We start from the raw sequence: 26,985 nt of genomic DNA, 5'->3' as shown, positions 1-26,985 counted from the left end.
TCGGCCTTTATTTCAACGTTTTTCATGCACCTCTATTGAGATAACGGACAAGCTAGTCCATCGTATGGGAATGACAAATTTTATCGATTTAACAGGCACCCTATATGGCTACCTAGCGGTACTCACCTTCCTTGTCGGGTACTATTTTGTGATCAGCGAAGACCGCACTCACCTAGCCAAATCCAAGCCGATGATGGTGGCCGCTGGTTTAATCTGGTTATTAGTCGGCCTTAGCTATTCCATCAATGGCCAACCAGAGCAAGCTGGCGCACTACTGGAACAGACCCTGCTTGAGTACGCAGAGCTTTTTCTGTTCCTGCTCAGCGCCATGACATTTATCCACGCCCTTGAGGAGCGCCACCTATTTTTGGCATTGCGTAGCTGGCTGATTGCTAGAGACTTTTCCCTAAGAACCGTGTTCTGGGTCACGGGTGGGTTGACCTTTGTCCTATCCCCCATTGCTGACAACCTCTCGACAGCGCTACTGATGGGCTCAGTAGTGATGGCTGTTGGCACCAGAACAGCGTCGTTCGTAGTGCTCGGCTTGATCAACGTGGTTATTGCCGCCAATGCAGGGGGCGTTTTCTCCCCCTTCGGCGATATTACTTCACTGATGGTTTGGCAGCAGGAGAAACTAAAATTCCTTGAATTTACCCATCTTATTGTTCCCGCACTGATCAGCTGGTTCGTGCCTGCTTTAGTGCTTAACCATTATCTTCCGACAGGCCCAGCGCAACTCCCGCATGAACAACAATCCATGAAGCCTGGAGCGATCGGCATGCTGATACTCTTTTTAGCCACGATAACGGCGTCAGTGTTAATCCATTCACTTCTGAAATTACCCCCGGTAATTGGAATGATGACGGGGCTAGGCGCGTTAAAGATTTATGGATACCTATTGTCAAAACAGGATCCTCTGTTGCAAGAGAGTGAATTGCGTGGACACCACATGGGTGCGATGACAAAACACCTCAAAGGGGATCACGGTGAAGTCGTCATGCGTTTTGATAATTTCCGAGTGGTTGAACGCGCCAGCTGGGATACATTAATGTTCTTCTATGGCGTTGTACTGAGCGTTGGTGGTTTAGCTGCCCTGGGCTATTTAGCCCTGATCTCAACGTCGCTTTACGGCAACTTTGGAGAGACCACCACCCATCTAATCATCGGCCTAAGCTCCTCATTGATCGATAACATACCCGTGATGTACGCCATTCTGAGCATGGATATGCCGATGTCGACTAACCAATGGCTATTGGCGACCCTCTGTATTGGCATTGGTGGCTCTCTGCTATCGATTGGCTCAGCGGCAGGTGTGGCTCTGATGGGCCAGGCGAATGGCATCTACACTTTCAGAGCCCACCTCAAATGGAGTTGGGCGATACTCCTTGGGTATGCACTATCAACCGGATACCATATAGTTTTTACATTGTGATTTTGTATTCATTAGCGAGCTTATCAACATGCAGAAAAAAATTGTCACCGTCTGGGATCTAAGCACTCGACTCTTTCACTGGCTTCTTGTCGTGCTATTTGGTTTGAGTTGGTTAAGTGCCGAGCTGGGTGGCAACTGGATGATCTGGCACACACGCCTTGGATTTTTAGCAGCAGGCTTAATCACATTCCGCATCATTTGGGGAGTGATTGGCAGCGACTCCTCTCGATTCTCTCAGTTCGTAAAACGCCCAAGCAGCGTCATAGCCTACCTCAAGGGAGAGGGGCAAAGAGACTACAACACACACAACCCTGCTGGCGCACTCAGTGTTATCGCCCTATTAGGGTTAATATCACTGCAAGTGACGACGGGGCTGTTTAGTAACGATGACATTTTTATTGAAGGGCCATTAGCCTACTTAATCTCATACGACGCTCAACTAGCGATGACGGAACTGCATGAGGCGGTTTTTAATCTATTGATGCTGTTTATCGCCCTGCATCTGGCAGCCATTGTTTGGTATCAGCGCTTTAAAGGGGAAAAGCTGGTTCAAGCCATGCTGCATGGTAGGAAGGAGAGTGAAGAGGAAGCACCTAAGATTCGAGGCGGCCTTCCTCTTTTTGTAGCTATCCTAGTAGGAGCGACTGTCAGCTCACTCCTATTTTGGATCTGAATTAAAGGGTTAACGTTTCTCGCGGTAGTTGTCGTGACACCCTTTGCAGGATTTCGCTACAGCACCAAAGGCTGCTTTGGCATCCGCCAATTCACCGCCAGATACAGCGACTAGCTTTTCAGCGGCTTCAGTCATAGCAACAAAGCGCTGATTGACATCATCTAAATTCTCCCAGAGCTCATCTTTGGCAGACGTTTCACCAAAATCAGAACCTTCGATAAACCCCTCAGCCGCAAGCGGCGCTACCGCTAAGAACGACTTAGCGTGATGAGCAAATTGCTCTGCATCATAATCAACCTTACCGCGAACCATGGCACCCATAGCACCAAAGTGCCAACCGTAGGCTTTAAAGATCCCTTGGCGATATTCAATAGCATCTTCCGCTCGATCAGCCTGTGCCAAAGGCGAAGCCAGTAAAGCACAAGACAAAGTCGTTAATACAACTTTCTTCAAAGACATAATCTCTCTCCGAGTTAACACTTAAACTTACAATTGTGGATAGATCAGATTGAGCCAACGCTCAACACGGTCTTTTGTTTCAAAGGACTGTGTATCCTCATCCAAGGCCAAACCCACGAAGGCAGTCTCACAAGGGATTAGCGCTTTTGAGGACTCAAAATCGTAACCTTCGACAGGCCATTCACCTATCAGCTTAGCACCCTTTTGTGAAATCTGTGCGGCAACTGTACCCATCGCATCAAGAAACCAATCGCCATATCCCAATTGATCACCCAATCCAAACAGTGCTACGCGTTTGCCACTGAAGTCGATTTCACAAAAACTCGACCAAACTTCTTCGAAATCTTCTTGTAACTCACCAAAGTTCCAAGTGGGCACACCAATAATCAGTGACGAAGCCTGTTCAACATCGGCATTAATCATGCTATCGATTGAAATTAGCTTTAGAGGCACCTCCCCTGGCCAGCACTCAACCATGAGTTGCGCTACGCGTTCAGTATTGCCTGTAGTACTTCCGTAAATGAGAGGGATCAAAAACTATTTGCCACCCATCGATTGAGAGGCAATTTTTTGAATCTCCTCTTGGGCGTTTTGAACCGTTTTCATATTCTGCTCAGCAGCCGCTTTAAGTGCAGCCTCTAAGCGCTGTGTATACTCTTTTTGCGCTTCGATGAACTCTTCAGGTGATTTTAGACCCTGAAGTGAATTAGCCTGATTCATGGTCGCTTGGATACACTGCTGGGTGTACTCAATCTGCTGATTGGTAATGCGCTGTAGCATCTCTTGTTGAACCTTCGCCAACTCTTGAAATGATTCAACACTCTGTTCGAACAGCTTTGTCATATCTTGAAACATTTGATAATCCTCAATGTCCATTTAAATTGACAGGTTTAACCTGCGCTACATCAATCATTACGTTACTCATAATAGAAATTCAGAGCAAGCGCTGTGGATTATGCAGTGAAAAGGTTATGATAGCGCCACTTTGATAACACTAACGGTTATTGACCATTAATTTGTTGGAATAGAATAGGAGGTCAGGTTTGACCAAAGCTCGTCTATTATCACTAGCCTTTGCATTGGCTCTTCCAGTCATGTCTGTTGAAGCCGCATCCATCATCGCAGCTGAGCGTGCCATTCAGTCAGCCGATTACACCAAAGCCCTTGAAGAGCTTAAGCCTCTAGCCAAAGAAGGTGATTTAGATGCTCTCTATCTAATGGGTACGCTTTACCGTGATGGTCAAGGTGTTGAAAAGAGCAAAGAGGATGCCAAGCAGTACTTCAGCAGTGCCGCTCGCCAGGGCCACCTAAAAAGTATCAATGCGCTTCGCGTCATGCGAAATGAGGTATACCTTGCCGAGTTCACACAACTTCTTCCCAAAGCGGAAGCGGGTGATGCCGATGCACAAAACCGAATTGGTGAAATGTACGAGTTTGGCCAAGGCGTCGAACGCGATCTAAACCTTGCCCTGCAATGGTTCGATAAAGCCTCTCACAATGGTTCACTGGTCGGGCTTCACAACTTGGCTAGAAGCTACAACTTCGGAAGCGGTACCGAGCAAAACTTTGCACAGGCAGAGAAGCTATACCTGCAAGCTGCTGAATCGGGATACTCTGAATCGATGTTCTTCTTAGGCACGCTTTACGCTACGGGTAATGGTAATGACCTCTCTGTAAATCCAGACATTACTGCTTACGCATGGATGAAAGCGGCAGCCAATGCTGGCTCAACGACGGCTCAGACCATTGAAGCACGCCTGCTGATGAAACTGTCTGATACCGAACAGAGCGAAGCCAAAGCACTTGCTGACAAGCTCTCACAGCAGTACATAAAATAACCAATATCAGATGGGTCATGAAGAGCGCTACGGCGCTCTTTTTTATAAGTGAAATATTTTTAATAACTTATTTGTATATAAAATCACCAAACATTCTTGGAAGAGTTATTAAAAGATCATTAGTATTGCCACTCCTAAAAGGAGTCGAGCATGAATACTTTAAACACGACATCTACAGACTTTAAAACCCAGCTTCTTGAGCCAAACAAGCTATTTTGGCTTATGCTCTCTTCTGCTTTGTTGGTTGCTTCCGCTGTTTATGTGTTTAATGAGCACGGCACCTTTGAACTACTTGCTCTCATTTTAGGTGCAGCCCTGGGTGTCTGCTTGCTTCAAGCGTCTTTTGGTTTCACGACCGCATGGAGAGAGCTTATCTCTAAACGTCGTGGTGCGGGCATCCGCGCTCAGATGATCATGCTCTCCCTGAGTGTACTGCTATTTTTCCCGACCCTGGCCTCAGGCGAGCTGTTTGGACAATCGGTCGCAGGATTTGTTAGACCTCTCGGCCTCTCCGTTGTTGCCGGCGCGTTCATGTTCGGTGTAGGTATGCAGATCGCAAGTGGCTGTGCTTCGGGTAATCTTTACCATCTTGGCGGTGGACAACTGAGAGCCATTCCCGTCATGGCAGGCTTTAGTGCCGGTGCGCTATGGGCAACAGCTGACTATGAGTGGTGGACAACCTTGCCACAACTAGCGCCCATTGGATTGATCGAACTGCTGGGTCCAATCACCGCCATCGGTCTAAACCTGCTGTTATTCACTGCTATCTATCAGTTCACTAAACGTCTTGAAATTAAAGCTCACGGCTCGCTTGAAGAGTGTCAAAGTACTGGCACGACCAGCTTTGCAAGCAAACTGATTGCTGGACCCTGGCCACTGATTTGGGGAGCGGTTGGACTCACCATTCTAAACTTCGCGACGCTCGCTTTAATGGGCCGTCCATGGGCTGTCGCCCTGGCTTACCCTGTATGGGGAGCGAAAGTGGCTCAATGGTTAGAGCTCGATCTAGAGATCGACTTCTGGACCTACTGGATGGCACCTGGCCGTGAAGAGGCGCTCTACAACAGTCTCAGCCAGGATCCCGCGTCATTGATGAATGGTGGTGTCATCCTAGGCGCTTTCTTAGCGGCGGCGATCGCCGGCAAATTCACACTCAAGATGAAAATGCCGATTCAAAACTTCTTAGCCTCTCTGCTGGGTGGCGTGCTATTGGGCTACGGTGCAACCATCGCTTATGGGTGTAACATTGGCGCATTTGTAGGCGGTGTGGTCTCTGGCAGTTTACACGGCTGGCTATGGATCTTGTTTGCATTTGCCGGTTCAGTGATCGGACTTAAGCTTCGTCCACTGCTTCGTTTAAAGTAAACTTTTCAGTACACTACGGCTCCGACAAAGGAGTTCAGTATGCCCAGACCGTTTCACGATGATGCTAACCAACATCAACTACCCTCTCTAATCATTAGAGTGATGGCAATGTTCTATGACACTCTGATCATTCTTGCCATTTGGTTCTTAATTGGTGCTGTTGGAGTCATCCTAAATCAAGGTGAAGCGGTCGACAGCTTTCTCGGCCAAGCGGCCTTAAAGTCCGCACTGCTCTGCTCAACATTCCTATTCTTTGGATACTCTTGGACCCGTTCCGGTCAGACGATCGGCATGATGGCATGGCGACTGCGAGCGCAGAGTGAAAAGGGGTTTTCGTTAACCTGGACTCAGGCACTGATTCGCTTTTTTGGTGCCGCTATCTCTATTGTCACTCTAGGAGCCGGTTACTGGGCGACACTGTTAAGTGATGAGCGCCTAACCTGGCATGAGCGCTGGTCAAACAGTGTCACCGTTCGACTACCAAAACCTGCCAAAAAGAGTTAGCGAACTCTAGAGAGTAACCATAAAGCGATGGCAAAGCTGATCGCAATGGGTAACAGCGCGGCCAGTAACGGAGAAAATCCTAGCACCTGACTGGCCGGCGCCAAAAGATCCTGACTGAATTTAAATACCAGTCCAATCACGACACCGGTGATAATTCTTTGGCCTACCGTAACACCGCGCATCGGTCCAAAAATAAACGCAACGCCAATCATCACCAAAGCGATAATTGACAAGGGTTGTAGCAATTTATTCCAAAGGGCTAACTCATAAGAGGTTGAATCCACCCCTTGATCATTCAGATAGCTAGAGTAAGAAGATAGACCTGAGATAGGGAGTTCAACAGGGGGCACCAAAATGACTCGCAGCATCTCTTCCGTCAATTCGGTTGACCAAAAAGTCTCATCTAAATGACCTTTTTCAATACGCTGATCATTGATCAGTGCCGTTAATTCAACGTCAGTTAGCAACCAGCCTTGACGCTCTTCAGAGTAATACCCCGACTTGGCAAAACTGGTTTGTTTGAGCCTAAGCTCTGAATCAAATTGGTGACGAGTGACACCTAAAATTTGCCCGTCAGGAGTGATTGCAGAGACATGAATGTATTCACTCGGTTGACGATACCAGCCGCCACCTTCGAATAATTTCAAATTTTGATTCGCTGCCTTTAAAGCTCTAGCGCTTTGTTGAGCTTCAGGAATACCGATTTGATTTAGAAACAGTGAAAAGCAGGAAATTAAGAAGATGGGTTTTATGACGCCTAAAATAAGTTTTGACATAGAGACACCTGCTGCTCTCATGACTGTCAATTCAGAACTTGAGGCCAAAACCCCTAAACCGATAAGTGTTCCCACTAATGCACTGAGTGGAAGTAATTCAATACAAATACCAGGGATACTAAGAAGGGTGTAAATTATGGCATCTTTTGAAGTGTAACTACCCCTGACGTCTCCAAGCTCATCTAGATAAAGACTAATACCCATTAAACTGACTACAACTAACAAAACAACAAAAATTGCAGACAAGGTGTGAGCAGCGATATAACGATCCAAACGACTTAACATCAAAGAGCTCGCCTTTTAAAACTTTTAAGTCTAGGAAATTTCGGTAACCTTTCGAAAAAACGCTCAATAGCACCCTCAAAAACAAACATACTCAAAGCAATAATAAGCACTGCAATATGGACAAACCATATTAGCCAACTACCAGCGTCACCTTGTTCCACTTGCGCCCTTGCTGCAGTTAAAGCACCAACATAGACTTGGTATATTATGATTGCTGGAATAAGCTTCGAGTACCTACCCTGCCTAGGACTAGTCTTTGATAGCTGAACAGCCAATAAAACAACGATTATGGCCAAAAATGGTAGAGAAAGTCTCCAATGCAGTCTTCCAATATAAAAAGCTGAATCATTCTCTAATAAGGCAAGTGTAGGTAGAGCATCAAAGGCATTAATCGAGAACTGTCGCTCAACATCTCTCATTTTAAGCCCGTACTCATGATACTGAATCTCTTCAACTGAATTGTTCTCTGAAAAGTTATAACGATAGCCTTCCTCAAACACCAAGAAGCGCCCTTGATCGTCAAGAAATCTCTGCGAACCCTTCCTAGCAACTAGAATGTACCGTTCATCCTTCGCATCAATACCCGAAATAAAAACATCAACCAACTCCCCTTCATCACTGACCTGTCGAGCGTAAGTGACTTGTCTTTCGTTTTTACTGACCTGAAATTTACCGGGTAACAGCATATCCAGTTCACTTCGCTCTTTTTGCTCTGAAAGTATCTTTCTTGCCTCCGTCATGCCTGTAGGCGTTAGGTAAAGAGTCATTAAAGCAACTAACAAGGCGATGAAAACGGCTGGCCCAATTGCGTAGCTAGCCAATTTAAAGGGCCCTACACCACAGGCTTTCAAAACAATCATTTCACTATCTAAGTAGAATCGACCGTAGGCTAGCAAGACACCTAAAAACAGACCGAGGGGAAGAAGGAGCTCAAGAATTTTAGGGGTTCTGTAAATAACCAACTCAAGAATAACACTGGTTTGTATCTGACCAGCGGCAGCGTCATTTAGGTAGCCAATTATTCTGGCGCTGAGAATAATTAACAACAAAACAATCACAACAGCAAAAGTAGTCTTGAGTATGTCCAGACTTAGGTAACGATTTATAATCACTAATTAATCCGATAGGTGCATGGATATCCAACAGATGCGATACTGTAGGGCACATTATCACCTAAACCTAAGTGCTTGTCTTGTTAGAGGAAACAGAAATGGATTTTGAGATCGTTAACGGATCGATTGAGAGTGTAGAAGCAGATTGTATCGTTATTGCGATTGCGGCAGACGGTGAACTTTCGGACTCGGCTAAAGCGATTGATAAAGCCAGTTCAGGGGCCATAAGCGATGTTGTTGCATCGGGTGATTTTTCCGGCAAACAGGGCTCTCTGCTTCTACTGCGGAGCCTTCCTGGTATCAACACTAAGCGCATCCTGTTAGCTGGTGTAGGGGCACAGAGTGAACGAACCATCATCAAACAGCAGCAACTGATTAAAAGCGCGGTGGATACCATCAAAACTCTGGGTGTTAAAACACTCTGCTTTGCCCTGGATCGGATCAGCGGCAATAGCGACGACATCTACCGTGACACACGAACTCTAGTAGAAGCTTCGTCGGCCGCGCTCTACCAATACGACACCACCAAATCCAAGTCTGCACCTGCATTAACACTTGAGCACATTCATATCCACCTACCTGAGGAAGATACTGAATTTGGAGAGGGTGCCCTTCTGGATGGCGTTGCTATCGCCAATGGGGTATCAACTGCTCGTGAGCTGGGTAATTTGCCAGGCAATATCTGTACACCTCTCTACTTGGCAGAGCATGCTCAAAATCTTGCGGAAGAGTTCGACAGTGTCAGCTGTGACATTCTAGATGAGAAACAGATAGAAGAGCTGGGTATGGGTGCGCTTCTAAGCGTCGGCAAAGGCAGTGTCATTCCGCCTCGCCTAATTGTATTGAAATACCAAGGTGCAGAGGATGCTAATGAGGCTCCGTATGCTCTGGTTGGTAAAGGCATCACCTTCGATACCGGCGGCATCTCATTGAAACCAGGCCCTGAGATGGACGAGATGAAATTCGACATGTGTGGTGCAGCCAGCGTGTTAGGTGCCTTCGAATCAGTGGCAGAGATGAACTTGCCATTGAACCTTATTACGATCGTTGCTGCGGCTGAGAACATGCCTTCAGGTGAAGCCTCTAAACCAGGTGACGTGGTAACGACCATGTCAGGTCAAACAGTAGAGATCCTTAACACCGACGCTGAAGGCCGACTGGTACTTTGTGATGCTTTGACCTATGTGCAACAGTTCAATCCTCAAGCCGTCATCGATGTCGCGACCCTGACAGGCGCCTGTATTATTGCACTTGGACATCAAGCAACGGGAGTTCTTGCGAACGATAATGAGCTTGCAGCTAAGTTGCTTGATGCAGGTGAATTTGCTGGCGATCGTGGCTGGCAGCTACCTTTATGGGACGAGTACCAATCACAACTGGATAGCAATTTTGCCGATATGGCTAACATCGGAGGTCGACCTGCAGGGACCATTACCGCGGCCTGCTTCCTATCACGCTTTACCAAAGAGGTTAGCTGGGCTCACCTAGATATAGCCGGTGTTGCTTGGAGTAGCGGCAAAGCCAAAGGGGCAACGGGACGTTGTGTTCCTATGCTGACGCAATATCTTCTCGATATTGCTGAGCAGATTGAGGCCTAAACGTGCCTCGCGCAGACTACTACATACTCCCCAGCAGTGATCACGACAGTCGTGAACTGCTGGCGTGTAAACTCTGTGAAAAAGCCTTATCCCTTGGCCAACGCATCCATATACACACTGAAAATGAAGCTGATCTACATCAGCTAGATCAGACTTTGTGGAATTTTCGATCGGACAGCTTTGTACCGCATGCCATACTGGGTACTGAACTTAAATCGCCTGTCTCTATAGCCTGTGGTGAATTGCCCTCAGAACCTATTGATCTGTTTATCAATCTAGGCTTAACCGCACCAGAGGGTTGTCAATCAGCTTCTCGCTGCATCGAGATTGTCACTCAATCCGAAACAGTGCTTGCAGCCACACGACACTCTTGGGCCGCACGTAAAGCAGCCGGTTGGGAGCTACAGAGACAAGACCTTAGAGATCGATCTTAAATTTGTCCTACGGAGGATATTCAATGAAAAAACTGCTTATTCTCCCCCTCCTTGCTGCTGCGGTGATCAGCTACTCGCTCTTTTGGCCAGAGCCTCCAATCAGCGTTGAGTTAGTCCAAGTTGAACAGGGCGCAGTCGAGCAGATCGCCGCTAACAGTCGCTCAGGAACCATCACCCCCTGCCGTCAGTCCAGCTTATCCCTAACCATTGGGGGCATCATAGAGTCAATCAACATTGCTGAGGGCGAGGTGGTCGAAAAAGATCAGACCCTACTCACATTGAACAGTGATGTTCAAAGGGCTCAAATAAAACTATCCAAAGGGGAGTATCAAGCCGCAAAGATCGAAGAGGAACGAGCCTGCGAACTGGCGGATCTTGCAAAACGCGAGCTCGTCCGAGGTCAGTCCCTTAAGGAGAAAGGGCTCATTTCAAACGAACAATTTGATCAACAGGATAGCGAATCAGCCAGCAGCGCCCATATCTGTGAGTACCAAAGATCACTATCAAAACTCGCGGCAGACAAAATTAATCTTCTTAGCATTGATCAGAACCAGCGTACTCTAAAATCTCCGTTTGCCGGTACCGTTAGCAAGATCAACGGTGAAGTCGGTGAATACCTGACCCCCTCACCTCCAGGCATCATGACGCCAGCGGCTGTTGAGTTGCTTGATACCAGCTGCCTCTATGTGACCGCCCCAATTGATGAGGTCGAGGCCTCCCGACTTAAGATAGGTCAATACGCCCGTATAACCCTAGATGCTTTTAGAGGTGAAATCTTTGATGGTGTCATCAGCAAATTAGGCTCTCGAATTTCTGACAATGAGAAGCAGGCAAGAACGCTTGAAGTCGAGGCTGCCTTTATCAATTCTGATGAAGATATGACGCTTTTAGTGGGATACAGTGCTGATATCGAAGTGGTGACCTCATCAACAGGCAGTGTGTTAAGGGTTCCTACCGAATCTGTCATTGGCGGATCTGAAATCGTGATATTCAACGAAAAAACCAATGAGCTTGAAATTCGACCTATTAAAGTCGGCGCCTATAACTGGACGTGGAGCGAGGTGACGGAAGGACTCGATTTAAATGACCGTTTCCTGAAGAACACCAATGATGTTGAAAACCTTCTAAATCGACGAGTTATTCCACAATGATCGAGCTTAAGCATCTCTGTAGAAGCTATCCAATGGGCAGTGAAACGGTGAATGCGCTTCAGGATTTCACACTCGATATCGAGGCAGGTGACTACCTCAGTATCATGGGCCCTTCTGGATCAGGTAAATCCACACTACTCAATCAATTAGGACTGCTCGATTCACCAAACTCCGGTGAATACTGTCTGGATGGCACTGCAACGACTGAATTAAACGAAGCAGAAAAGGCTCGATTTCGAAACGACAATATCGGCTTCGTTTTCCAAGCCTATCATCTCATCAATCGACTAACGGCGTTGGAAAACGTTGAGTTGCCGTTAATTCTTAAAGGGATTCCTGCCAGCCAACGCCGAGAAAAAGCCTCCGAGTTACTGAAAACCCTGGGATTAAAAGATTTTCTTAACCGCAAGCCACAGCAACTCTCTGGTGGCCAGAGGCAGCGTGTTGCCATAGCGCGCGCTGTGGTCACTCAACCTAAAATACTTCTCGCCGATGAGCCGACCGGTAATCTTGATCGCGCATCAGGTCAGGAGGTCATTAACCTGCTTGAAACGCTAAACAGCCAAGGAATTACTCTAGTAGTGGTGACTCATGACAGTGATCTTGGCGCCCGAGCAAAACGCCAGATAACTATGGTTGATGGTCAACTCCTAGAGATCAAAAAGAGGGGATAGCCGTGCTCTTGATTGATCATCTTCGGTACAGCCTAGCGACCTACTCTCGGCAGGCATTTAAAGCGTTGATGATACTTCTATCGGTAAGCATCGGAGTCATGTCCGTTGTTCTATTAACCGGTCTTTCGGAGGGAGCAAGACAGTTTGTCTATCAGGAGTTCTCTCTGCTAGGGAAAGAGGTATTAATCGTTCTTCCAGGGCGCAAAGAGACGGAAGGCGGCATCCCTCCAGTGACTGGGGAGGGAACTCGCGACTTAACCCTTGATGATGCAAAGGCTATCCATAAACTGCCACAAGTGAATGAAATCGTTCCGATTATTGCAGGTATTACCGAGGCTCATAGCAACGGTTTAAATCGGGAGATCATCGTACTTGGGACCAACCAAAGCCTACTTACTATCTTTGGAATACCCGTAAAAACCGGAACCAATTTGACGCAAAGGGATGTTGATACGGCAGCGTCAGTCACCCTACTGGGTAGCACGCTTGCTCAGGAGATTTTCCCTAATGGAAACGCTTTAGGTGGGTGGGTCAAATTTTCTGATCGACGCTACCGGGTCATTGGTATTATCGAGCCCAGCGGCATCAACTTTGGTACCAACATGAATGAGACTGCCCTCATTCCTGTCACCTCTTCTCAAACCCTTTTTAACGCTCCCGGACTCTTCAGGATGCTAATCAAACTACAATCAGATCAACAGATTGAAGAGAGTCAGCAGCTTATAGAGCAGCTGATAATGGAGCGACATCAAGGTGAAAGAGACATCACTATCGTGACTCAAAACGCTCTACTTAACACCTTCAGTGACCTATTGAACAAGCTCACCCTGGTCGTCATCGCGATTGCTAGCATCAGTTTATTAGTGGCTGGCATATTGATCATGAACATCACTCTGATCAGTGTCTCACAACGGGTTCCAGAAATTGGGTTACTCAAAGCACTTGGCGCCTCACATAACACCGTCACTTCCATTTTCCTCTTGGACTCCATTTTAGTAGCCACAACCGGAGCCATAATCGGTGTTAGTCTAGGCATAGCTTCGCTGTATGCCATTCATCTGACTTGGCCAAGCTTTCCTTTTGCTATCCCTTATATGGCAACACTGGCCGCTCTTTTAGTATCACTCACGGTCTCTCTGATTTTTACCTGGCTACCCGCCAAAAAGGCTGCAACGGTCGATCCCGTTGCCGCATTGCGAGGTGAGATGAATGCCTATCGCTGATCTCATCAAACTGGCAGCGGGGACACTGACCGTCGATATTAGAAAGAGCTTTTTGACCGCCTTAGGCATTACAGTCGGTATCTTTATGGTGACATTGATCACCAGCTTAGGCAGTGGCCTGCAAAACTATATGCTCAATAGCTTCTCTCAATTTGGCACCCGAATCATCGCTATTACACCGGGACGTACACAGACGGGGGGCGTCGGTGGCCTCATCGCCAATACTCGCCCGCTCACGCTAGACGACGCCCAATCACTTAAAACCTTATCGGGTATCCGACAGGTAGTGCCCGTTATTCAGGGTAGCGGAGCGATTGAGTATCAATATCGCGTCCGTCATGTGGATATTCTTGGCGTCAGTTACAGCATGCCTGACGCCTGGAATTTCACCATTCAGAAGGGGCATTTCTTACCTGACAGCCGGGGGCGAACCCCTCTACCCTACGCAGTTCTTGGTGCAAAAGTAGCCAGTGAACTGTTCGGTAACCAGCCAATACTTGGGCAATTTATCAGGGTTGGTGGCGAGCGCTATCGGGTGTTAGGTGTACTCGAATCTAAGGGACAAATGTTGGGTTTTGACCTCGATGATATTGTCTATATCGACACCCAGAGAGCACTCACCCTATTCAACAGAGATGGCGTGATGGAGATTGACGTCACGTTTTCAGCCAACAGCAAAACGGATCAACTGATGCAATCAATTAAGGAGCACCTGAGCCTGCGCCACAACGCAGAGGATTTCACACTGACCTCCCAAGATCAGATGCTCTCTACGCTCAATAAGATTTTAGACGTATTAAAAATTGCACTGATAGGGTTAGCGGCCATTTCCCTACTGGTCGGGTCAATCGGCATTCTAACCATTATGTCGACACTGGTTGATGAGAGACGCAGCGAGATCGGACTGCTACGTGCTTTAGGCGCCAGTAAAAAAACAGTTGCATCGCTCTTTCTGACCGAAGCGATTATGTTCTCAATCATCGGCGGAATCGGAGGTATTTTGACTGCTTATGCTGCAATTTACGGCTTTAGGCAGCTCCTCCCAGGCTTACCTCTTGAACCGAATATTCTTTTCTTAGTTATTTCACTGCTGATTGCAGCAGCAACAGGACTACTCAGTGGCTTAATACCCGCCCTGAAAGCCGCCAAAATCGAACCTATAGAAGCGTTGCAGAGCGAATAAAGAACCGCTCAACCACTGTCTATAAGGGCTCTCAAAGGGTATACTCCCACCCTTTAAATTTTTTCCAAAAGTAGAGAGGAGCTATCCTCTGCTACCGAACTTGAAAACAGAGACTACAGCACCTCATGGATAAGACGTATCAACCGCAAGCAATCGAGCAAAAGTGGTACCAAGACTGGGAAGAGAAAGGCTTTTTCGCACCTTCAGGTGAAGGTGATGCCTACTCAATCATGATCCCACCGCCAAATGTCACGGGCAGCTTGCATATGGGTCACGCCTTCCAGCACACCCTAATGGATACTTTAATTCGATACCGTCGAATGCAGGGCCGCAACACGCTCTGGCAGGTTGGTACAGACCATGCAGGAATCGCCACTCAGATGGTAGTTGAGCGCAAACTAGCTGCTGAGACCGGCGAGAGTCGTTACGATCTTGGTCGCGATGCGTTCATTGAAAAAGTCTGGGAGTGGAAAGGCGAATCGGGTGGCACCATTACCCGCCAAATGCGTCGTCTAGGTAACTCTGTCGATTGGCCAACCGAACGTTTCACTATGGACTCTGGTTTTTACCATGCCGTTCAAGAGGTCTTTGTACGCCTTTACGACGACGGCTTAATCTATCGTGGTAAGCGCCTCGTTAACTGGGATCCTAAACTTCACACAGCAATCTCCGACCTTGAGGTGGAGAACCGCGAAGTGACTGGCAAAATGTGGTACATCCGTTACCCACTTGCTGATGGTGTGACAACCAAAGAGGGTAAAGATTACATTGTCGTGGGTACCACGCGTCCAGAGACACTGCTGGGTGACACTGGTGTCGCAGTCAACCCTGAAGATGAACGCTACGATGACCTAATCGGTAAAGAGATCCTACTGCCATTAGTCGGTCGTCGCATCCCGATTGTTGCCGATGAACATGCCAGCATGGAAAAAGGGACTGGCTGTGTAAAAATCACACCGGCGCACGATTTCAATGACTACGAAGTGGGTAAGCGTAACAAGCTGCCAATGATCAACGTTCTGACCCTTAACGCAGATATTCGTGATGAGGCTCAAACCTTTAACTTCGATGGCAGTGTCAACAAAGAGATCGATCCAACGCTACCTGAGAAATATCGTGGCATGGAACGTTTTGCTGCACGCCGTGCCATCGTCGCTGAACTGGAAGAGCTCGACCTTCTCGTGAAGATCGAAGAGAACGCGATGACCATTCCTTACGGTGACCGTGGCGGTGTGGTGATTGAACCGATGCTAACCGATCAGTGGTTCTGTGATGCTAAGACACTGGCTAAGCCAGCGATCAAAGCAGTTGAAGATGGCGACATTAAATTTGTCCCTAAACAGTACGAAAACATGTACTTTGCTTGGATGCGTGACATTCAAGACTGGTGTATCTCACGTCAGCTTTGGTGGGGTCACCGAATTCCTGCATTCTATGATGCTCAGGGTAACGTCTACGTTGCGAACTCAGCTGAAGCTGCGCGTGAAAAATACAACTTGGCGGCCGATTTAGAGCTCCACCAAGATGATGACGTACTAGACACCTGGTTCAGCTCGGCACTGTGGACCTTTGGTACTCTTGGCTGGCCTGAAAACACGGAACGTTTGAAAACCTTCCACCCTACCGACACCCTTGTAACCGGTTTTGACATTATCTTTTTCTGGGTTGCTCGCATGATCATGATGACCATGCACTTCATGAAAGATGAAAATGGCAAACCTCAAGTGCCATTTAAAAACGTCTATGTGACAGGTCTTATCCGCGATGAGAGCGGCGATAAGATGTCGAAATCGAAAGGCAACGTGCTTGACCCTCTCGATATGATCGATGGCATCTCACTTGAAGATCTGTTGGAAAAACGTACCGGTAACATGATGCAACCTCAGCTAGCCGAGAAAATCGGCAAACGTACTGAGAAACAGTTCCCTGAGGGCATTACGGCGCACGGTACTGATGCATTGCGCTTTACATTAGCAGCACTCGCTTCAACGGGTCGTGATATCAACTGGGATATGAAGCGACTAGAGGGTTACCGTAACTTTTGTAACAAACTCTGGAATGCTGCCCGCTATGTCATGATGAATACCGAAGGTGAAGATTGCGGCAACAATCAAGAGCCAGTGGAACTCTCACTGGCTGACCGCTGGATTATCAGCCAGTTACAACGCACCGAAGCGACCGTCACCAAACAGCTAGACGAGTACCGCTTTGACCTTGCTGCACAGACACTCTACGACTTTATTTGGAACCAGTACTGTGACTGGTACCTAGAGCTGTCAAAACCTGTTCTATGGGATGAGCAAGCGTCTGAAGCGGCTAAACGTGGCACACGTCGTACACTGGTTCGCGTTCTTGAGACGATTCTCCGTTTAAGCCACCCTATCATGCCATTCATTACTGAAGAGATCTGGCAGACAATCAAAGGGCTGGCCGGTGTTGAGGGTGAGACACTGATGCTTAAGGAGTTCCCTGTTGCATCAGAAGAGAAGATTGACGAGCAAGCAGAAGCTGACATCGAGTGGCTTAAGGGCGTGATCACAGCGGTTCGAAACATTCGTGGTGAGATGAAAATTGCACCATCACAGGATCTTGAACTTCTGCTATCTAACTGCAGCAGTGAAGACACTCGTCGTTTAGCTGAGAACCAAACATTCTTGATGAAACTAGCCAAATTGAGCAGCATCACGACCCTAAACGAAGGTGATGATAAACCTCTTGCCGCGACTCAGCTGGTTGGCGCAATGGAACTGTTGGTTCCTATGGCGGATCTTATCGATAAAGAGGCTGAAATGGCTCGCCTTCAGAAAGAGATTGATCGCCTACAAGGTGAGATTGACCGAGTTGATAAGAAACTGTCTAACGAGAAGTTTGTTGCCAACGCACCTGAAGCCGTTGTGACTAAAGAGCGCGCTAAGGCTGATGATGCTGCACGCTCTAAAGTTCAACTAGAGAAACAGTTAGAGTCGATTAAAAACCTTTAAGCGACGTTGATAGTTAAAAAGGGGCTCAATCTAAGATTGCGCCCCTTTTTTATACCTCTAGCGTTAGCGATACACCTCTATACTCCAGAGCCAAAATCGCCACTTTGAAGGTCTCTAATTGAGCCAATTCAACTAACAGTGTTTTATCTACTATCTCTGTATAGCTAGCCGATAGCTCTTCAGCCGCTACGGCAGCGATGACCTGTTGAATGTCAGCCTCTAGCTCGTAAGGATATCGGATCTGGCACTCAATCTTAGGAGCACATTCAATGGTCGGCAGATGTTCTGAGAGCTCACTAACCGAGGCACCATAGGCTCTAATTAACCCACCGGCTCCCAGTTTAGTGCCACCAAAGTAACGTGTCACGACGACACCGATGTCTCCCAAATTTTTATGCATGAGGATATTAAGCATCGGCTTACCCGCTGTACCACTGGGTTCGCCGTCATCACTGGAGCCAGCGGCCTTAGGTGCCTGAGGTGCGCCTAAAATATAGGCCAAACAGTGGTGGCTGGCTTTAGGGTGCAGACGCTGCATCTCTGATTGCAGCTGATAGAGTGCATCAGTGGAACTAAGAGGGATTGCGGTCGCTATGAAACGACTTTTTTTGACTTCGATCTCATACTCAAATCGATCGACTGGGGAGAAGTAAGCAGCCATAAGCCTCCTTAAAGAAGAGGCTTAGACTACTGACATGAAGAGGAATGTAAAGTGATTACTTTTTCTGATCTTCGTTCATCAGGTTCTTCACTTTGAAGAAACCCCAAGTCATTACACCTGCCATTGCAGCCACACCTAGAAGGCTTGGCCAAACTGTTTCAAAAGTGTATGCATCAATACCGAACATTTCGTTACTCCTAGTTATCAAGTTTTAATAACTGTAACTCGAAGGCGGCAACAATATATTGATATAACTCAAGCTTGCAGGGCAGACTCAAGAACATTCGGATTTAACAGGGTCTGTTTTATAGCCAATAGCAATATTACTCGGCTAACTCGGCTAGCTCCTCTTCAGTGGCCATGCGGACATCAATCACCTCAACATCAAAGTTTAAATCCTGCCCTGCAAATGGGTGGTTAAGATCAACCTTCACCTCGCGGATATCGATCTCTGCAACTCGACCCAAGCGCGGCTCGCCATCTTCATCCTCTAGCTGAACCAACATCCCTTTTTGCAAACCTGGCATATCAGCAAAGGCCTCACGAGGAAGTACATCGAACAGCTCCTCATCACGTTCGCCATAGCCGCGACCCGCTTCTACAAGAACCTGAAAATGATCACCAGCCGATCGCCCGTCTAGCGCCTGCTCAAGACCCGGCACCAGCATCTTGTAACCATGGACGTAGGTGAGCGGTTCATCATTTCTCGAACCATCTTTTACCTCACTCTCATCACTTACAATGGCGTAGTGAAAGGTGACGTAAGCATCTTTACAAATATTCATTATCCAAAATCCTTAAGGTTGCAGGCGGGTAACGACCCAACCTGTGTCTGATGGTTCAAAACGAAAACGGTCGTGCAGGCGACTTTCACGCCCTTGCCAAAACTCAAAACGGGTCGGTACAAGTCGATAACCGCCCCAGTTATCGGGACACGGAACCTCAGTCATATCTGACAGCTGATTGACCGCTTGTTCAAGCACAGCTCGAGATTCGACTGGCTGACTTTGATGAGACACAGCAGCACTTCTCTGGCTACCCACTGGGCGAGAGTGGAAGTAGGTTTCACTCTCAATGCGATCGATCTTTTCAACCTGTCCGCGAACGCGAACTTGACGCTCTAACATCGGCCAGTAGAAAAGAAGTTCTGCTTGCGGATTGGCCGCTAACTGCTCCCCTTTCTCACTCGAATAGTTAGTAAACCAGGTAAACCCTTCTGAACTAAACTCTTTTAACAGAACAATACGCGCACTGGGCATCCCCGACTGATCAGAGGTCGCCAGAGTCATAGAGGTAGCATCTTTAGGATCCACAGCCAATGCATCCTGCATCCATGCATCAAACTGCTGAATCGGATCTCTGACTAAATTATCTTCATGAAGACCTGCCACGAGGTATTCACGACGCACATCACTTAATTGGGTTGTCGACATCGAAACTCCTATCATTCAGATTTTCGAGCGTTATACTCTAAACATTATCTGATCAGGATCCCAGCTCAAATGGCTAGAACTGCACAAATAGTGACGCTCATCATGGCACTCGCTCTTAGCGGCTGTGTCGGTGTTCAAAACAAAGAGCTTCGCCTGCAGAATCTCGCCAAGTCTGACGTCGATATGATCGTTGATCAACACATTAAGACGATCAACGCGATGAGTCGTGAACTCACCATCAAACTCTACAAACGCAACCCACGCGAACTCAAAAAAGCGGCCGCTGGTACGACCGTTGAGACGCGCCTGAAACAGCTTTTAAGTTACCCAAGGCCCATCAGTCATCGAGAACTAAATAACCTCTACGGAGTTGATGCGCTCAAACTGGCTTTTGATGAGGAGTATCAAGGGGACCGAGTCTTCGCTCTAATGGTGGCTATCACAGGTATGGTTCACGCCTCATACAACTACCGTGAAGAGTTCTTTATGCTCAACGAAATCGATTCGCAAAAGCTATATAACTCAGCACGTAATTTAGAGAAGATCGCTTGGCAACTGCACAACTTCAAAACATCGAGTGGCGAACTGTTCATTCTGACTGACAGCATGAATGAGGGAGTCATCAACCTCAGCTACGAGCGACTCTTCGGGAAGATGATTGCCACTCAGGATATGCTCGCTGAGATTGTTGCGCAGACGACGGACCGAACCATCAATCGAATTGTGCTAAGCGTCGCTACAGCTCCCTTTCTGCCCATTTAAGGCAGTATAATCTTCTCAATCTTGTGGTTGGCATTCAGCGCTAACGTAATGTCCGCTCGTGTTGGAATCTCATCGAGCATCCAACGCGTCAATCGCTCATAGTGCGCTATGAAACGTGTAATCTCAGTGCCATCCATAATCCGCAATGGGTCTGCAGGAGCTATTTCGTCATACAGCAATGAGGCTCGATCTTTGAGTTTCTGCTCTTGGACCGTACGCCAATCGTACACCGCCTGCATGTTGGGCACTTTGAGCATGACGAGCATATCTAAGAAGCTGAACAACTCTTGATAAGAGGTTGCCAGCTGTTGATTGACATACTGTCGCCAGACACCCTCAGGGTCTTCGAGCGTCTCTAACTCATTAATAGGTGAAGCGAGCGACTCTTCAGGCTCGGCGATACCACCGACACACCAACCATCAAAAATAATGACATCCGCTGAACCATGCCATTCATGCCACATCTGTTCTGGCACACGCTCATCGGTTGATTTATCAAAGATAGGGATACGAGTAAGGTCGTCTGGCCCCGCGTGCTTGAGTCGATTTAATAGTTCTATACCCAAATCGACATCATGGGTACCAGGCACTCCACGTGTTTTTAAAAGAGGGTGAACGGACTGTGCCAACGCGTCCCTCTCAGCACGTGTCAGATAGAGATCATCAATCGAAAAACCCGTCACCTTTAACCCAAAACCCTCGGTGAGAATCACCTCTAGGAGGTTATAAAGTGTCGCTTTTCCCGCCCCTTGTGCACCATTAATTCCGACAACCAAAGGGGAACCCGGCATTAGTCGATCCAATATAGAGCAAGCAACGGGCACGTAGATCTGCTCAAACAGCTCATTCAAACCAAGATCGACATCTAAAGACTCGACGGTCGGCGCAAATGCTCGAGTGACCGCATCAAGCGCCTTCGCTCTCATCTCTGGGGAACCAGGCAGCCTATGTTTAGGCCAGGTCACTATGCTGCCCATCAGGCATCACTCCTTTTAAGAAACTCTGTAATTGCTTGGACCTCAAAGGGCGTCATTAGAGGCGGCGCGTGTCCAAGACCCTGTAACTGCAACAACTCCAAATCGGGCTTGTGTTCAAGCATTGCATCCACAATCTCTTGCGTCAGCAAGTCAGATGCGGTGCCGTGAATCAGCATCTGCGGGCACTCTATCACTTGCCATAATGGCATAAGATCAATGTCTTCGTTAGAACCCAAGCGAACGTTAGTGGCAATGGCTGGGTCATAGTGAAGATGCAGGCCATCATCAGCCTGTCGTGAACCATATTGAGCCACTCGCTGCCATTGCACTTCGGATAAATCGCGAAAACTGGGGTAAGTGCGTTTGATGTGATCAATAAGCGCCTGTTGATCGGTAAACAGAGGATCTTTAACGTAGGCTGCAATGCGCTGCAGAGACGCTTTGGGTATGTGACAACCCACGTCGTTCAGAACAAGTTTTTCAATATTGGCTAGCTTCAGGCTTGCGGCAGCCATAGCCAGAATCCCACCAAGGGAGGTACCCACCCAATGGACAGGCCGATTATCTACAGCGTTCAACACCGCACTGATAGCCGGCAGATAGCTCTCTGGACTGTACTGCTCAGGTTGTTTCAACCAATCACTCTGACCACGTCCAGGCAGATCAATAGCAATACAAAGAAAATCATCCCTTAGTGCTTCGATCAACTCATCAAAATCACGACTACGGCCTAACAGTCCGTGAACACAAAACAACACTTTTTTTGCCAAAGGAGAACCACTCTGCCAATAAGCGACACGATAGCCGTCACCGTCCAAATGATAGGTAGTCGATTTTAATTCCATGAAATCTCAAACGCTGGGTAAAGTTTTGTAAAATCTTGCCTGATCTCATTGAAACGGTCCAGTTTCGCTGTGCGAACGTAGATCTCAAGCGGTATACTTACTGACAATTTAATTTAACTTTGTAGGGAGAAAAGCCTCCGTGAAACGGTTACTGAAATGGCTTCTACCAATCATCATTCTTGGCATCGCTATTGCTGGATTCATCTCGTTAAAATCAAGCAAACCCAAAATGCCACCCAAACCGATCACGGAACGATCTTGGAGCGTTAATGCAATTGCCGCGTCACCTCAATCGATCGCGCCAGAGATTGAGCTCTATGCTGAAGTTGAAAACCCCCGCCAAGTGGTTCTGCGCGCCTCGATTGCTGCCGATGTTCAATCGGTTGAAGTGCGTGAAGGGGCAACGATTAAACAGGGTGATCTACTGATTCAACTCGATACCCGCGACATCGATCTTCAAATCGCTCAACAGCGAGCCCAAATCGATGCTCTAAAAGCACAACTGTCGGCAGAACTGCTTCGTTTTGAAACCGATAAAAAGGCCTTGGCGATTGAAGAAGAGATGCTGGTGATTGCGCAACGCTCTCAACAGCGCCAACTTAACTTATCAGGTAAAAAACTCGCCAGCCAAGAGCAGCTTGATACCGCTGAGATGAACACCCAACAACGTCAATTGAGCCTTGTATCTCGCAAGCAGTCTTTGGCGGACCACCCCAACCGCGTTGCGCAACTCAGAGCATCGATTGCCCAGTCACAGGCTCAATTAGATAAATCTCTGCTTGATCGTGAACGTGCTTTCGTAAAAGCACCTTTCGATGGTCGTGCAACCAAAATTTCAATTGCCGTCGGTGACCGCCTAAGAGCCAATGATGCGCTTGCCTCTGTCTATCCGAACTCAGATCTTGAAGTTCGTGCTCAACTACCTAGCCGTGCGCTAGCACTTATTAAGAGTCAATCGTCACTCGCTGACCTTGAGGCTGTCGCAAAGATTGATGGTCAGCAGTTCGAACTTGAACTTGATCGTCTCAGTGCCGAAGTTGCGACTGGATCGACCGGTGTGGATGGCCTGTTCCGTTTTGTCGATTCTGACTACCTACCCGAGCCTGGTCGCACCATCAGCGTTGCACTGACGCTACCAGAGCTGAATGATGTCATCGCACTGCCGCCAGTGGCGCTTTACGGCACGGATCGCATCTATCGTGTCACCGACTCTCGACTCGAAGCGGTCACAGTCAACCACCTCGGTTATCGAACTAACTCAGATGAGAAGCGTGAGATTTTGATCAAAAGCGATCAGCTCAACGCCGGTGATAAAATCATTACAACCCAGCTACCCAACGCGGTCAGCGGCATGTTGGTTGAGGTGAAACAGTGAGTCAGGCTACCGGTCTAAAAGGGTTTGTCAGCCTATTTACGACCCACCGGGTTGCGGCAAACCTGTTAATGATATTGATGTTGGCAGCAGGTCTTTTGGGCCTTAACCGTCTTAACATCCAGTTCTTCCCAACCTTTGAGCTCGATATTATCAACATAACCGTTCCCTGGAGCGGTGCCAGTGCTGAGGATGTGCAGACCTCTATCGTGGTTCCTGTAGAGGAGGAGCTTCGTGCGCTTGAGGGGATCAAAAAGCTCTCGGCCATTTCACGTGATGGCAGCGCCGTTTTTCGTCTAGAGATTGAAGATGGTACCGATGTAGATTACACCCTATCAGAGGCAAAGCAGAAGATGGATGCTGCACGTTCAGCACTGCCTTCTGATGCAGAAGACGCTGTTGTACAGCTACTGACGCGATACGACAACATTGCTGATCTTATCGTCACCAGTGATCGCGCCTCTCTTGAAGAGCTAAGAACTCTCGCGCGCACCTACGAGCAGCAACTTCTTCAGAGTGGCATTCGTAAAATCGATTTTACCGGCATGCCTGAGCAAGAAATTGCTATCCAGTTCAGTCCAGACAACCTTAATCAACTAGGCCTTACGCTGAGCGATATTTCGGGATTAATTCGCCAACGCTCAGTTGACCTACCTGCTGGCGTTGCAGCACAGGATGATGGCGCTCGAAGAATTCGCAGTTTAGGCCAACAACGCGATGTTACCGGCTTTGAAGAGCTACCTCTGATCACTGCAGGCCAAGGCAAACTGGTTCGCCTTGGCGATATCGCGTTGATCGAGCAGCGTGACAAAGAGGATCAAGTACGCCTCTACCATGAAGGTAACCCAGCAATTGTTCTAAGCCTGAAACGAACGGAATCAGAGAACAGCTTAAAGACGGCCAATCTGTTTAACACTTGGCTGGAAGAGACCCGCCCTACTCTGCCAGAAGGCGTTGAACTGCTGACCTACAATGAGCAGTGGACACTGATCAAAGACCGTATCGATCTTCTTATCGAAAACGGTGCGAGCGGCTTGGTTCTAGTTGTCTTGATTCTATTCCTCTTCCTAAACGGCCGTGTCGCGTTCTGGGTGACCATTGGTATTCCAACTTCCTTTATGGCGACCCTAGCGGTGCTCTACTTAGTAGGCGGCTCGATCAATATGATTTCGCTGTTTGCACTGATCATGGCACTGGGCATCATTGTCGATGATGCGATTGTCGTTGGTGAGGATACCCTCGCACATGCTCAGATGGGAGAGAGCTCTCGACGTGCTGCTGTTGGTGGCGCGCTTCGAATGCTCGCCCCTGTGACCGCCTCATCGATGACCACCATCGCGGCCTTTCTGCCACTGATGATGATCGGCGGTATCATTGGCAACATTCTGTTTGATATCCCGCTGGTGATTATCTGCGTCATTATCGCCTCGCTGGTTGAGAGCTTTTTGGTGTTGCCAGGTCACCTCCACCACTCATTAGCACGAGGGGATGCCGCCCACCCATCGAAAATCCGAATCAAGCTCGATAACGGGTTTAACTACTTCCGAGACCGCATCTTCAAACGTTTCGTTGAAACGGCAATCAACTATCGTTGGGCATCCATTGCAACCGGTGTCGGTGTACTGATCTTTGCTGTGGGCCTGCTTGTCGGTGGTCGAATTCAATTCACCTTTTTCCCAAGTACCGATCAAGACACCTTCTCGATCAACACGCAGTTTGTCTCTGGCACCAGTGGTGATCAGGTCAGTGAGTTTCTCTTCTACATCGAAGATCAACTTCACAAAACAGATGAAGAGCTGGGTGGTGGCATTCTTAAGTTTGCACTTATTCGCCAAAACATCTCCCAACCATCACGTAATGCGTCGCCTAAACGCGGTGATATTTATGGGTCGATACAGGTTGAGCTGACGCCGGGAGACAACCGGGAGGTCTCGACCAAAGCGTTTACACGAGCACTGCGCAAAAACATTGAGCAACCTGCCGGCCTAGAGCGCTTATCGATCGATGTCGATCGAGGTGGCCCTCCAGGTAAACCGGTTGAAGTTCAACTCACTGGCAGCAATATCAACCTGTTGAAACAAGCCTCACTTGAGCTCCAAGAGAAGCTGAAGGTTTATAACGGGCTCAGTAATATCGATGATGACCTCCCGTTTGGTACTTCTCAGCTAATCTACACCCTGACTCCGGCTGGTGAAGCGGCAGGTTTAAGACTTGAGCAGGTTGGACGTCAGTTAAGAGCTGCCTTTGATGGCCAAGAGGTACAGAGCTACTTTGAGGGCCGTGATGAGATCAGTGTGCGCGTTCAGATGCTCGATGAGCAGAAGAATCAACTAAGCTCGCTCAGTCAGCTACCGATCGTGTTACCGGATGGTCGAGTGACACCGGTATCCAACGTCGTCAACTTCACCGCACGTCAGGGTTTCGATTCACTGCAGCGTATCGATGGTCTTCTGTCGATCAACGTATCGGCTGACCTTGATGAGAGCGCCAACAATGCCAATGAGATCATCGCTGACCTGCAGCAGAAGGTGATGCCTGAGATCCTTGGTAAGTATGGAGTTGACGCGAGCTTTGAGGGTAAAAACCGTGATCAACGCGAAACTCTGGGTGATATGAAAACCGGCCTAGTCATTGCATTGGTGCTGATCTACGTGATTCTGGCTTGGGTCTTTGGTTCCTACAGCTGGCCAATCACGATCATGTTGACCATTCCGCTTGGATTAACCGGCGCACTATTGGGGCACTGGGTACTAGGACTGGATCTGACCATCCTGTCACTGTTTGGCTTCTTCGGTCTTTCCGGGATCGTGATCAATGACTCAATCGTCTTGGTGACGTTCTACAAGAAGTTACGTGAACAGGGTATGGCGATTAAAGAGGCGGCTATTGAAGCCTCCTGCCAGCGCCTGCGTGCCGTACTGCTAACATCGCTAACAACCATTGGCGGCCTGACACCCATCCTATTTGAAACCTCCATTCAAGCTCAGTTCTTGATCCCAATGGCGGCTGCCATCGTATTTGGATTAGGTTATGGCACTCTGTTAATACTGGTTGTGGTTCCATCCCTGCTGACGCTGATCGAAGGAGGTCGGGAGAAGCTAGGTATGAAGCCGATCAGCTCTTACTCGGTCGATACACCTTAAAGCAAATTACGATCTGTGTTCTAGGGCGGCGATCCATTTATTGGATCGCCGCCTTACGTTATACTGTCGCACCCATTTTTAATGACTAGAGCGCTTGGTCGCTT

General features: G+C 48.1%; 26 protein-coding genes. 15 read left to right on the top strand and 11 right to left on the bottom strand.

Annotated elements, in window-relative coordinates; all coding sequences use genetic code 11:
• The first annotated feature begins 70 nt into the window (after positions 1-70).
• Both nhaD and XMD564_RS02110 read left to right on the top strand, forming a co-directional pair.
• Positions 71-1,432 (top strand): sodium:proton antiporter NhaD, encoded by a 1,362-nt coding sequence (gene nhaD / locus XMD564_RS02115; RefSeq protein ID WP_254442793.1) that lies wholly within the window; start codon positions 71-73, stop codon positions 1,430-1,432.
• Between the two features lie 28 nt (positions 1,433-1,460).
• Positions 1,461-2,105, top strand: a complete 645-nt coding sequence (locus XMD564_RS02110; protein ID WP_173488640.1) for a cytochrome b/b6 domain-containing protein — start codon at positions 1,461-1,463, stop codon at positions 2,103-2,105.
• Positions 2,106-2,114: 9 nt separating this feature from the next.
• On the opposite strand, the gene XMD564_RS02105 is transcribed toward XMD564_RS02110, so the two are convergent.
• From XMD564_RS02105 to XMD564_RS02095, 3 genes are read right to left on the bottom strand one after another with little or no spacing between them, the layout of a single operon-like run.
• Complete coding sequence (locus tag XMD564_RS02105; protein WP_173480684.1) at positions 2,115-2,564, bottom strand: cytochrome c; 450 nt, start codon at positions 2,562-2,564, stop codon at positions 2,115-2,117.
• A gap of 27 nt (positions 2,565-2,591) precedes the next feature.
• Complete coding sequence (locus XMD564_RS02100) at positions 2,592-3,098, bottom strand: flavodoxin (protein WP_173480683.1); 507 nt, start codon at positions 3,096-3,098, stop codon at positions 2,592-2,594.
• Positions 3,099-3,101: 3 nt separating this feature from the next.
• A complete protein-coding gene (locus XMD564_RS02095; protein WP_173480682.1) occupies positions 3,102-3,419 on the bottom strand; it encodes a phasin family protein in 318 nt (105 codons plus the stop codon).
• A gap of 188 nt (positions 3,420-3,607) precedes the next feature.
• On the opposite strand from XMD564_RS02095, the gene XMD564_RS02090 reads away from it, so the two are divergent.
• The 3 genes from XMD564_RS02090 (at position 3,608) to XMD564_RS02080 (ending at position 6,271) form a co-directional block, all read left to right on the top strand.
• Positions 3,608-4,402 carry a tetratricopeptide repeat protein gene (locus XMD564_RS02090; RefSeq protein WP_173480681.1) on the top strand — a complete coding sequence of 265 codons (795 nt, stop codon included), beginning with the start codon at positions 3,608-3,610 and terminating at the stop codon, positions 4,400-4,402.
• Between the two features lie 150 nt (positions 4,403-4,552).
• A complete protein-coding gene (locus tag XMD564_RS02085; RefSeq protein WP_173480680.1) occupies positions 4,553-5,767 on the top strand; it encodes a YeeE/YedE family protein in 1,215 nt (404 codons plus the stop codon).
• Between the two features lie 39 nt (positions 5,768-5,806).
• Entirely contained in the window at positions 5,807-6,271 is a 465-nt protein-coding gene (locus tag XMD564_RS02080; RefSeq protein ID WP_173507719.1) for an RDD family protein, read from the top strand.
• On the opposite strand, the gene lptG is transcribed toward XMD564_RS02080, so the two are convergent.
• Entirely contained in the window at positions 6,268-7,332 is a 1,065-nt protein-coding gene (gene lptG / locus XMD564_RS02075) for an LPS export ABC transporter permease LptG (RefSeq protein ID WP_173480678.1), read from the bottom strand. The genes XMD564_RS02080 and lptG overlap by 4 nt on opposite strands.
• Positions 7,332-8,444 (bottom strand): LPS export ABC transporter permease LptF, encoded by a 1,113-nt coding sequence (lptF, locus tag XMD564_RS02070; RefSeq protein ID WP_173480677.1) that lies wholly within the window; start codon positions 8,442-8,444, stop codon positions 7,332-7,334. Before lptF ends, lptG begins: the two co-directional genes overlap by 1 nt.
• Positions 8,445-8,542: 98 nt before the next feature.
• Between lptF and XMD564_RS02065 the strand changes: the two genes are divergently transcribed.
• From XMD564_RS02065 to XMD564_RS02035, 7 genes are all read left to right on the top strand, one after another.
• Positions 8,543-10,042: a leucyl aminopeptidase gene (locus XMD564_RS02065; RefSeq protein WP_173507718.1), complete on the top strand. Its 1,500-nt coding sequence runs from the start codon at positions 8,543-8,545 to the stop codon at positions 10,040-10,042.
• A gap of 2 nt (positions 10,043-10,044) precedes the next feature.
• The gene (locus XMD564_RS02060) at positions 10,045-10,476 is read left to right on the top strand and encodes a DNA polymerase III subunit chi (protein WP_173480675.1); all 432 of its coding nucleotides are present in this window, start codon (positions 10,045-10,047) and stop codon (positions 10,474-10,476) included.
• A 23-nt stretch (positions 10,477-10,499) separates the two neighbouring features.
• Positions 10,500-11,627, top strand: a complete 1,128-nt coding sequence (locus XMD564_RS02055; RefSeq protein WP_173480674.1) for an efflux RND transporter periplasmic adaptor subunit — start codon at positions 10,500-10,502, stop codon at positions 11,625-11,627.
• Positions 11,628-11,659: 32 nt separating this feature from the next.
• On the top strand, positions 11,660-12,301 hold the full coding sequence (locus tag XMD564_RS02050) for an ABC transporter ATP-binding protein (RefSeq protein ID WP_254443720.1): 642 nt from the start codon (positions 11,660-11,662) through the stop codon (positions 12,299-12,301).
• Between the two features lie 2 nt (positions 12,302-12,303).
• Positions 12,304-13,524, top strand: coding sequence for an ABC transporter permease (locus XMD564_RS02045; protein WP_371740236.1), 1,221 nt, complete (start codon positions 12,304-12,306; stop codon positions 13,522-13,524).
• Positions 13,511-14,707 (top strand): ABC transporter permease, encoded by a 1,197-nt coding sequence (locus tag XMD564_RS02040; protein ID WP_173480672.1) that lies wholly within the window; start codon positions 13,511-13,513, stop codon positions 14,705-14,707. Before XMD564_RS02045 ends, XMD564_RS02040 begins: the two co-directional genes overlap by 14 nt.
• Positions 14,708-14,832: 125 nt before the next feature.
• Entirely contained in the window at positions 14,833-17,688 is a 2,856-nt protein-coding gene (locus XMD564_RS02035; protein WP_173480671.1) for a valine--tRNA ligase, read from the top strand.
• Between the two features lie 49 nt (positions 17,689-17,737).
• Here the strand turns inward: XMD564_RS02035 and XMD564_RS02030 are convergent, their stop codons facing one another.
• From XMD564_RS02030 to pdxH, 4 genes are all read right to left on the bottom strand, one after another.
• Entirely contained in the window at positions 17,738-18,349 is a 612-nt protein-coding gene (locus XMD564_RS02030) for a YigZ family protein (RefSeq protein ID WP_173484565.1), read from the bottom strand.
• A 55-nt stretch (positions 18,350-18,404) separates the two neighbouring features.
• Entirely contained in the window at positions 18,405-18,536 is a 132-nt protein-coding gene (locus XMD564_RS11465) for a hypothetical protein (protein WP_256368167.1), read from the bottom strand.
• A 136-nt stretch (positions 18,537-18,672) separates the two neighbouring features.
• On the bottom strand, positions 18,673-19,134 hold the full coding sequence (locus tag XMD564_RS02025; RefSeq protein WP_173480669.1) for a peptidylprolyl isomerase: 462 nt from the start codon (positions 19,132-19,134) through the stop codon (positions 18,673-18,675).
• A gap of 12 nt (positions 19,135-19,146) precedes the next feature.
• Positions 19,147-19,782: a pyridoxamine 5'-phosphate oxidase gene (gene pdxH, locus XMD564_RS02020; RefSeq protein ID WP_173483552.1), complete on the bottom strand. Its 636-nt coding sequence runs from the start codon at positions 19,780-19,782 to the stop codon at positions 19,147-19,149.
• A gap of 69 nt (positions 19,783-19,851) precedes the next feature.
• Here pdxH and XMD564_RS02015 point away from each other — a divergent pair, with 69 nt between their 5' ends.
• Complete coding sequence (locus XMD564_RS02015; RefSeq protein WP_173483551.1) at positions 19,852-20,544, top strand: hypothetical protein; 693 nt, start codon at positions 19,852-19,854, stop codon at positions 20,542-20,544.
• On the opposite strand, the gene XMD564_RS02010 is transcribed toward XMD564_RS02015, so the two are convergent.
• Together XMD564_RS02010 and XMD564_RS02005 are read right to left on the bottom strand one after the other, a co-directional pair.
• A complete protein-coding gene (locus XMD564_RS02010; RefSeq protein WP_173507717.1) occupies positions 20,541-21,521 on the bottom strand; it encodes a hypothetical protein in 981 nt (326 codons plus the stop codon). The genes XMD564_RS02015 and XMD564_RS02010 overlap by 4 nt on opposite strands.
• The gene (locus XMD564_RS02005; RefSeq protein ID WP_173484566.1) at positions 21,521-22,366 is read right to left on the bottom strand and encodes an alpha/beta fold hydrolase; all 846 of its coding nucleotides are present in this window, start codon (positions 22,364-22,366) and stop codon (positions 21,521-21,523) included. The genes XMD564_RS02010 and XMD564_RS02005 overlap by 1 nt, the downstream gene beginning before the upstream one ends.
• Before the next feature lie 139 nt (positions 22,367-22,505).
• Here XMD564_RS02005 and XMD564_RS02000 point away from each other — a divergent pair, with 139 nt between their 5' ends.
• Both XMD564_RS02000 and XMD564_RS01995 read left to right on the top strand, forming a co-directional pair.
• Positions 22,506-23,741, top strand: coding sequence for a biotin/lipoyl-binding protein (locus XMD564_RS02000; protein ID WP_173484567.1), 1,236 nt, complete (start codon positions 22,506-22,508; stop codon positions 23,739-23,741).
• Complete coding sequence (locus XMD564_RS01995; RefSeq protein WP_173507716.1) at positions 23,738-26,881, top strand: efflux RND transporter permease subunit; 3,144 nt, start codon at positions 23,738-23,740, stop codon at positions 26,879-26,881. Before XMD564_RS02000 ends, XMD564_RS01995 begins: the two co-directional genes overlap by 4 nt.
• Positions 26,882-26,985 lie beyond the last annotated feature (104 nt).

The organism is Marinobacterium sp. xm-d-564 (assembly GCF_013283345.1).
Classification (GTDB): Bacteria; Pseudomonadota; Gammaproteobacteria; order Pseudomonadales; family Balneatricaceae; genus Marinobacterium_E.
This window is presented reverse-complemented; position numbering and strand designations above follow the sequence as displayed.

Excerpts from the sequence above, each read along its gene's own strand:
- nhaD (WP_254442793.1), top strand. The coding sequence starts at position 71 with ATGACAAATTTTATCGATTTAACAGGCACCCTATATGGCTACCTAGCG.
- XMD564_RS02005 (WP_173484566.1), bottom strand. The coding sequence starts at position 22,366 with ATGGAATTAAAATCGACTACCTATCATTTGGACGGTGACGGCTATCGT.
- XMD564_RS02050 (WP_254443720.1), top strand. The coding sequence starts at position 11,660 with ATGGGCAGTGAAACGGTGAATGCGCTTCAGGATTTCACACTCGATATC.
- XMD564_RS02010 (WP_173507717.1), bottom strand. The coding sequence starts at position 21,521 with ATGGGCAGCATAGTGACCTGGCCTAAACATAGGCTGCCTGGTTCCCCA.
- XMD564_RS02015 (WP_173483551.1), top strand. The coding sequence starts at position 19,852 with ATGGCTAGAACTGCACAAATAGTGACGCTCATCATGGCACTCGCTCTT.
- XMD564_RS02025 (WP_173480669.1), bottom strand. The coding sequence starts at position 19,134 with ATGAATATTTGTAAAGATGCTTACGTCACCTTTCACTACGCCATTGTA.
- XMD564_RS02055 (WP_173480674.1), top strand. The coding sequence starts at position 10,500 with ATGAAAAAACTGCTTATTCTCCCCCTCCTTGCTGCTGCGGTGATCAGC.
- XMD564_RS02105 (WP_173480684.1), bottom strand. The coding sequence starts at position 2,564 with ATGTCTTTGAAGAAAGTTGTATTAACGACTTTGTCTTGTGCTTTACTG.
- pdxH (WP_173483552.1), bottom strand. The coding sequence starts at position 19,782 with ATGTCGACAACCCAATTAAGTGATGTGCGTCGTGAATACCTCGTGGCA.
- XMD564_RS02030 (WP_173484565.1), bottom strand. The coding sequence starts at position 18,349 with ATGGCTGCTTACTTCTCCCCAGTCGATCGATTTGAGTATGAGATCGAA.
- XMD564_RS11465 (WP_256368167.1), bottom strand. The coding sequence starts at position 18,536 with ATGTTCGGTATTGATGCATACACTTTTGAAACAGTTTGGCCAAGCCTT.
- XMD564_RS02065 (WP_173507718.1), top strand. The coding sequence starts at position 8,543 with ATGGATTTTGAGATCGTTAACGGATCGATTGAGAGTGTAGAAGCAGAT.
- XMD564_RS02095 (WP_173480682.1), bottom strand. The coding sequence starts at position 3,419 with ATGTTTCAAGATATGACAAAGCTGTTCGAACAGAGTGTTGAATCATTT.
- XMD564_RS02035 (WP_173480671.1), top strand. The coding sequence starts at position 14,833 with ATGGATAAGACGTATCAACCGCAAGCAATCGAGCAAAAGTGGTACCAA.
- lptG (WP_173480678.1), bottom strand. The coding sequence starts at position 7,332 with ATGTTAAGTCGTTTGGATCGTTATATCGCTGCTCACACCTTGTCTGCA.
- XMD564_RS02040 (WP_173480672.1), top strand. The coding sequence starts at position 13,511 with ATGCCTATCGCTGATCTCATCAAACTGGCAGCGGGGACACTGACCGTC.
- XMD564_RS02085 (WP_173480680.1), top strand. The coding sequence starts at position 4,553 with ATGAATACTTTAAACACGACATCTACAGACTTTAAAACCCAGCTTCTT.
- XMD564_RS02080 (WP_173507719.1), top strand. The coding sequence starts at position 5,807 with ATGCCCAGACCGTTTCACGATGATGCTAACCAACATCAACTACCCTCT.
- XMD564_RS02110 (WP_173488640.1), top strand. The coding sequence starts at position 1,461 with ATGCAGAAAAAAATTGTCACCGTCTGGGATCTAAGCACTCGACTCTTT.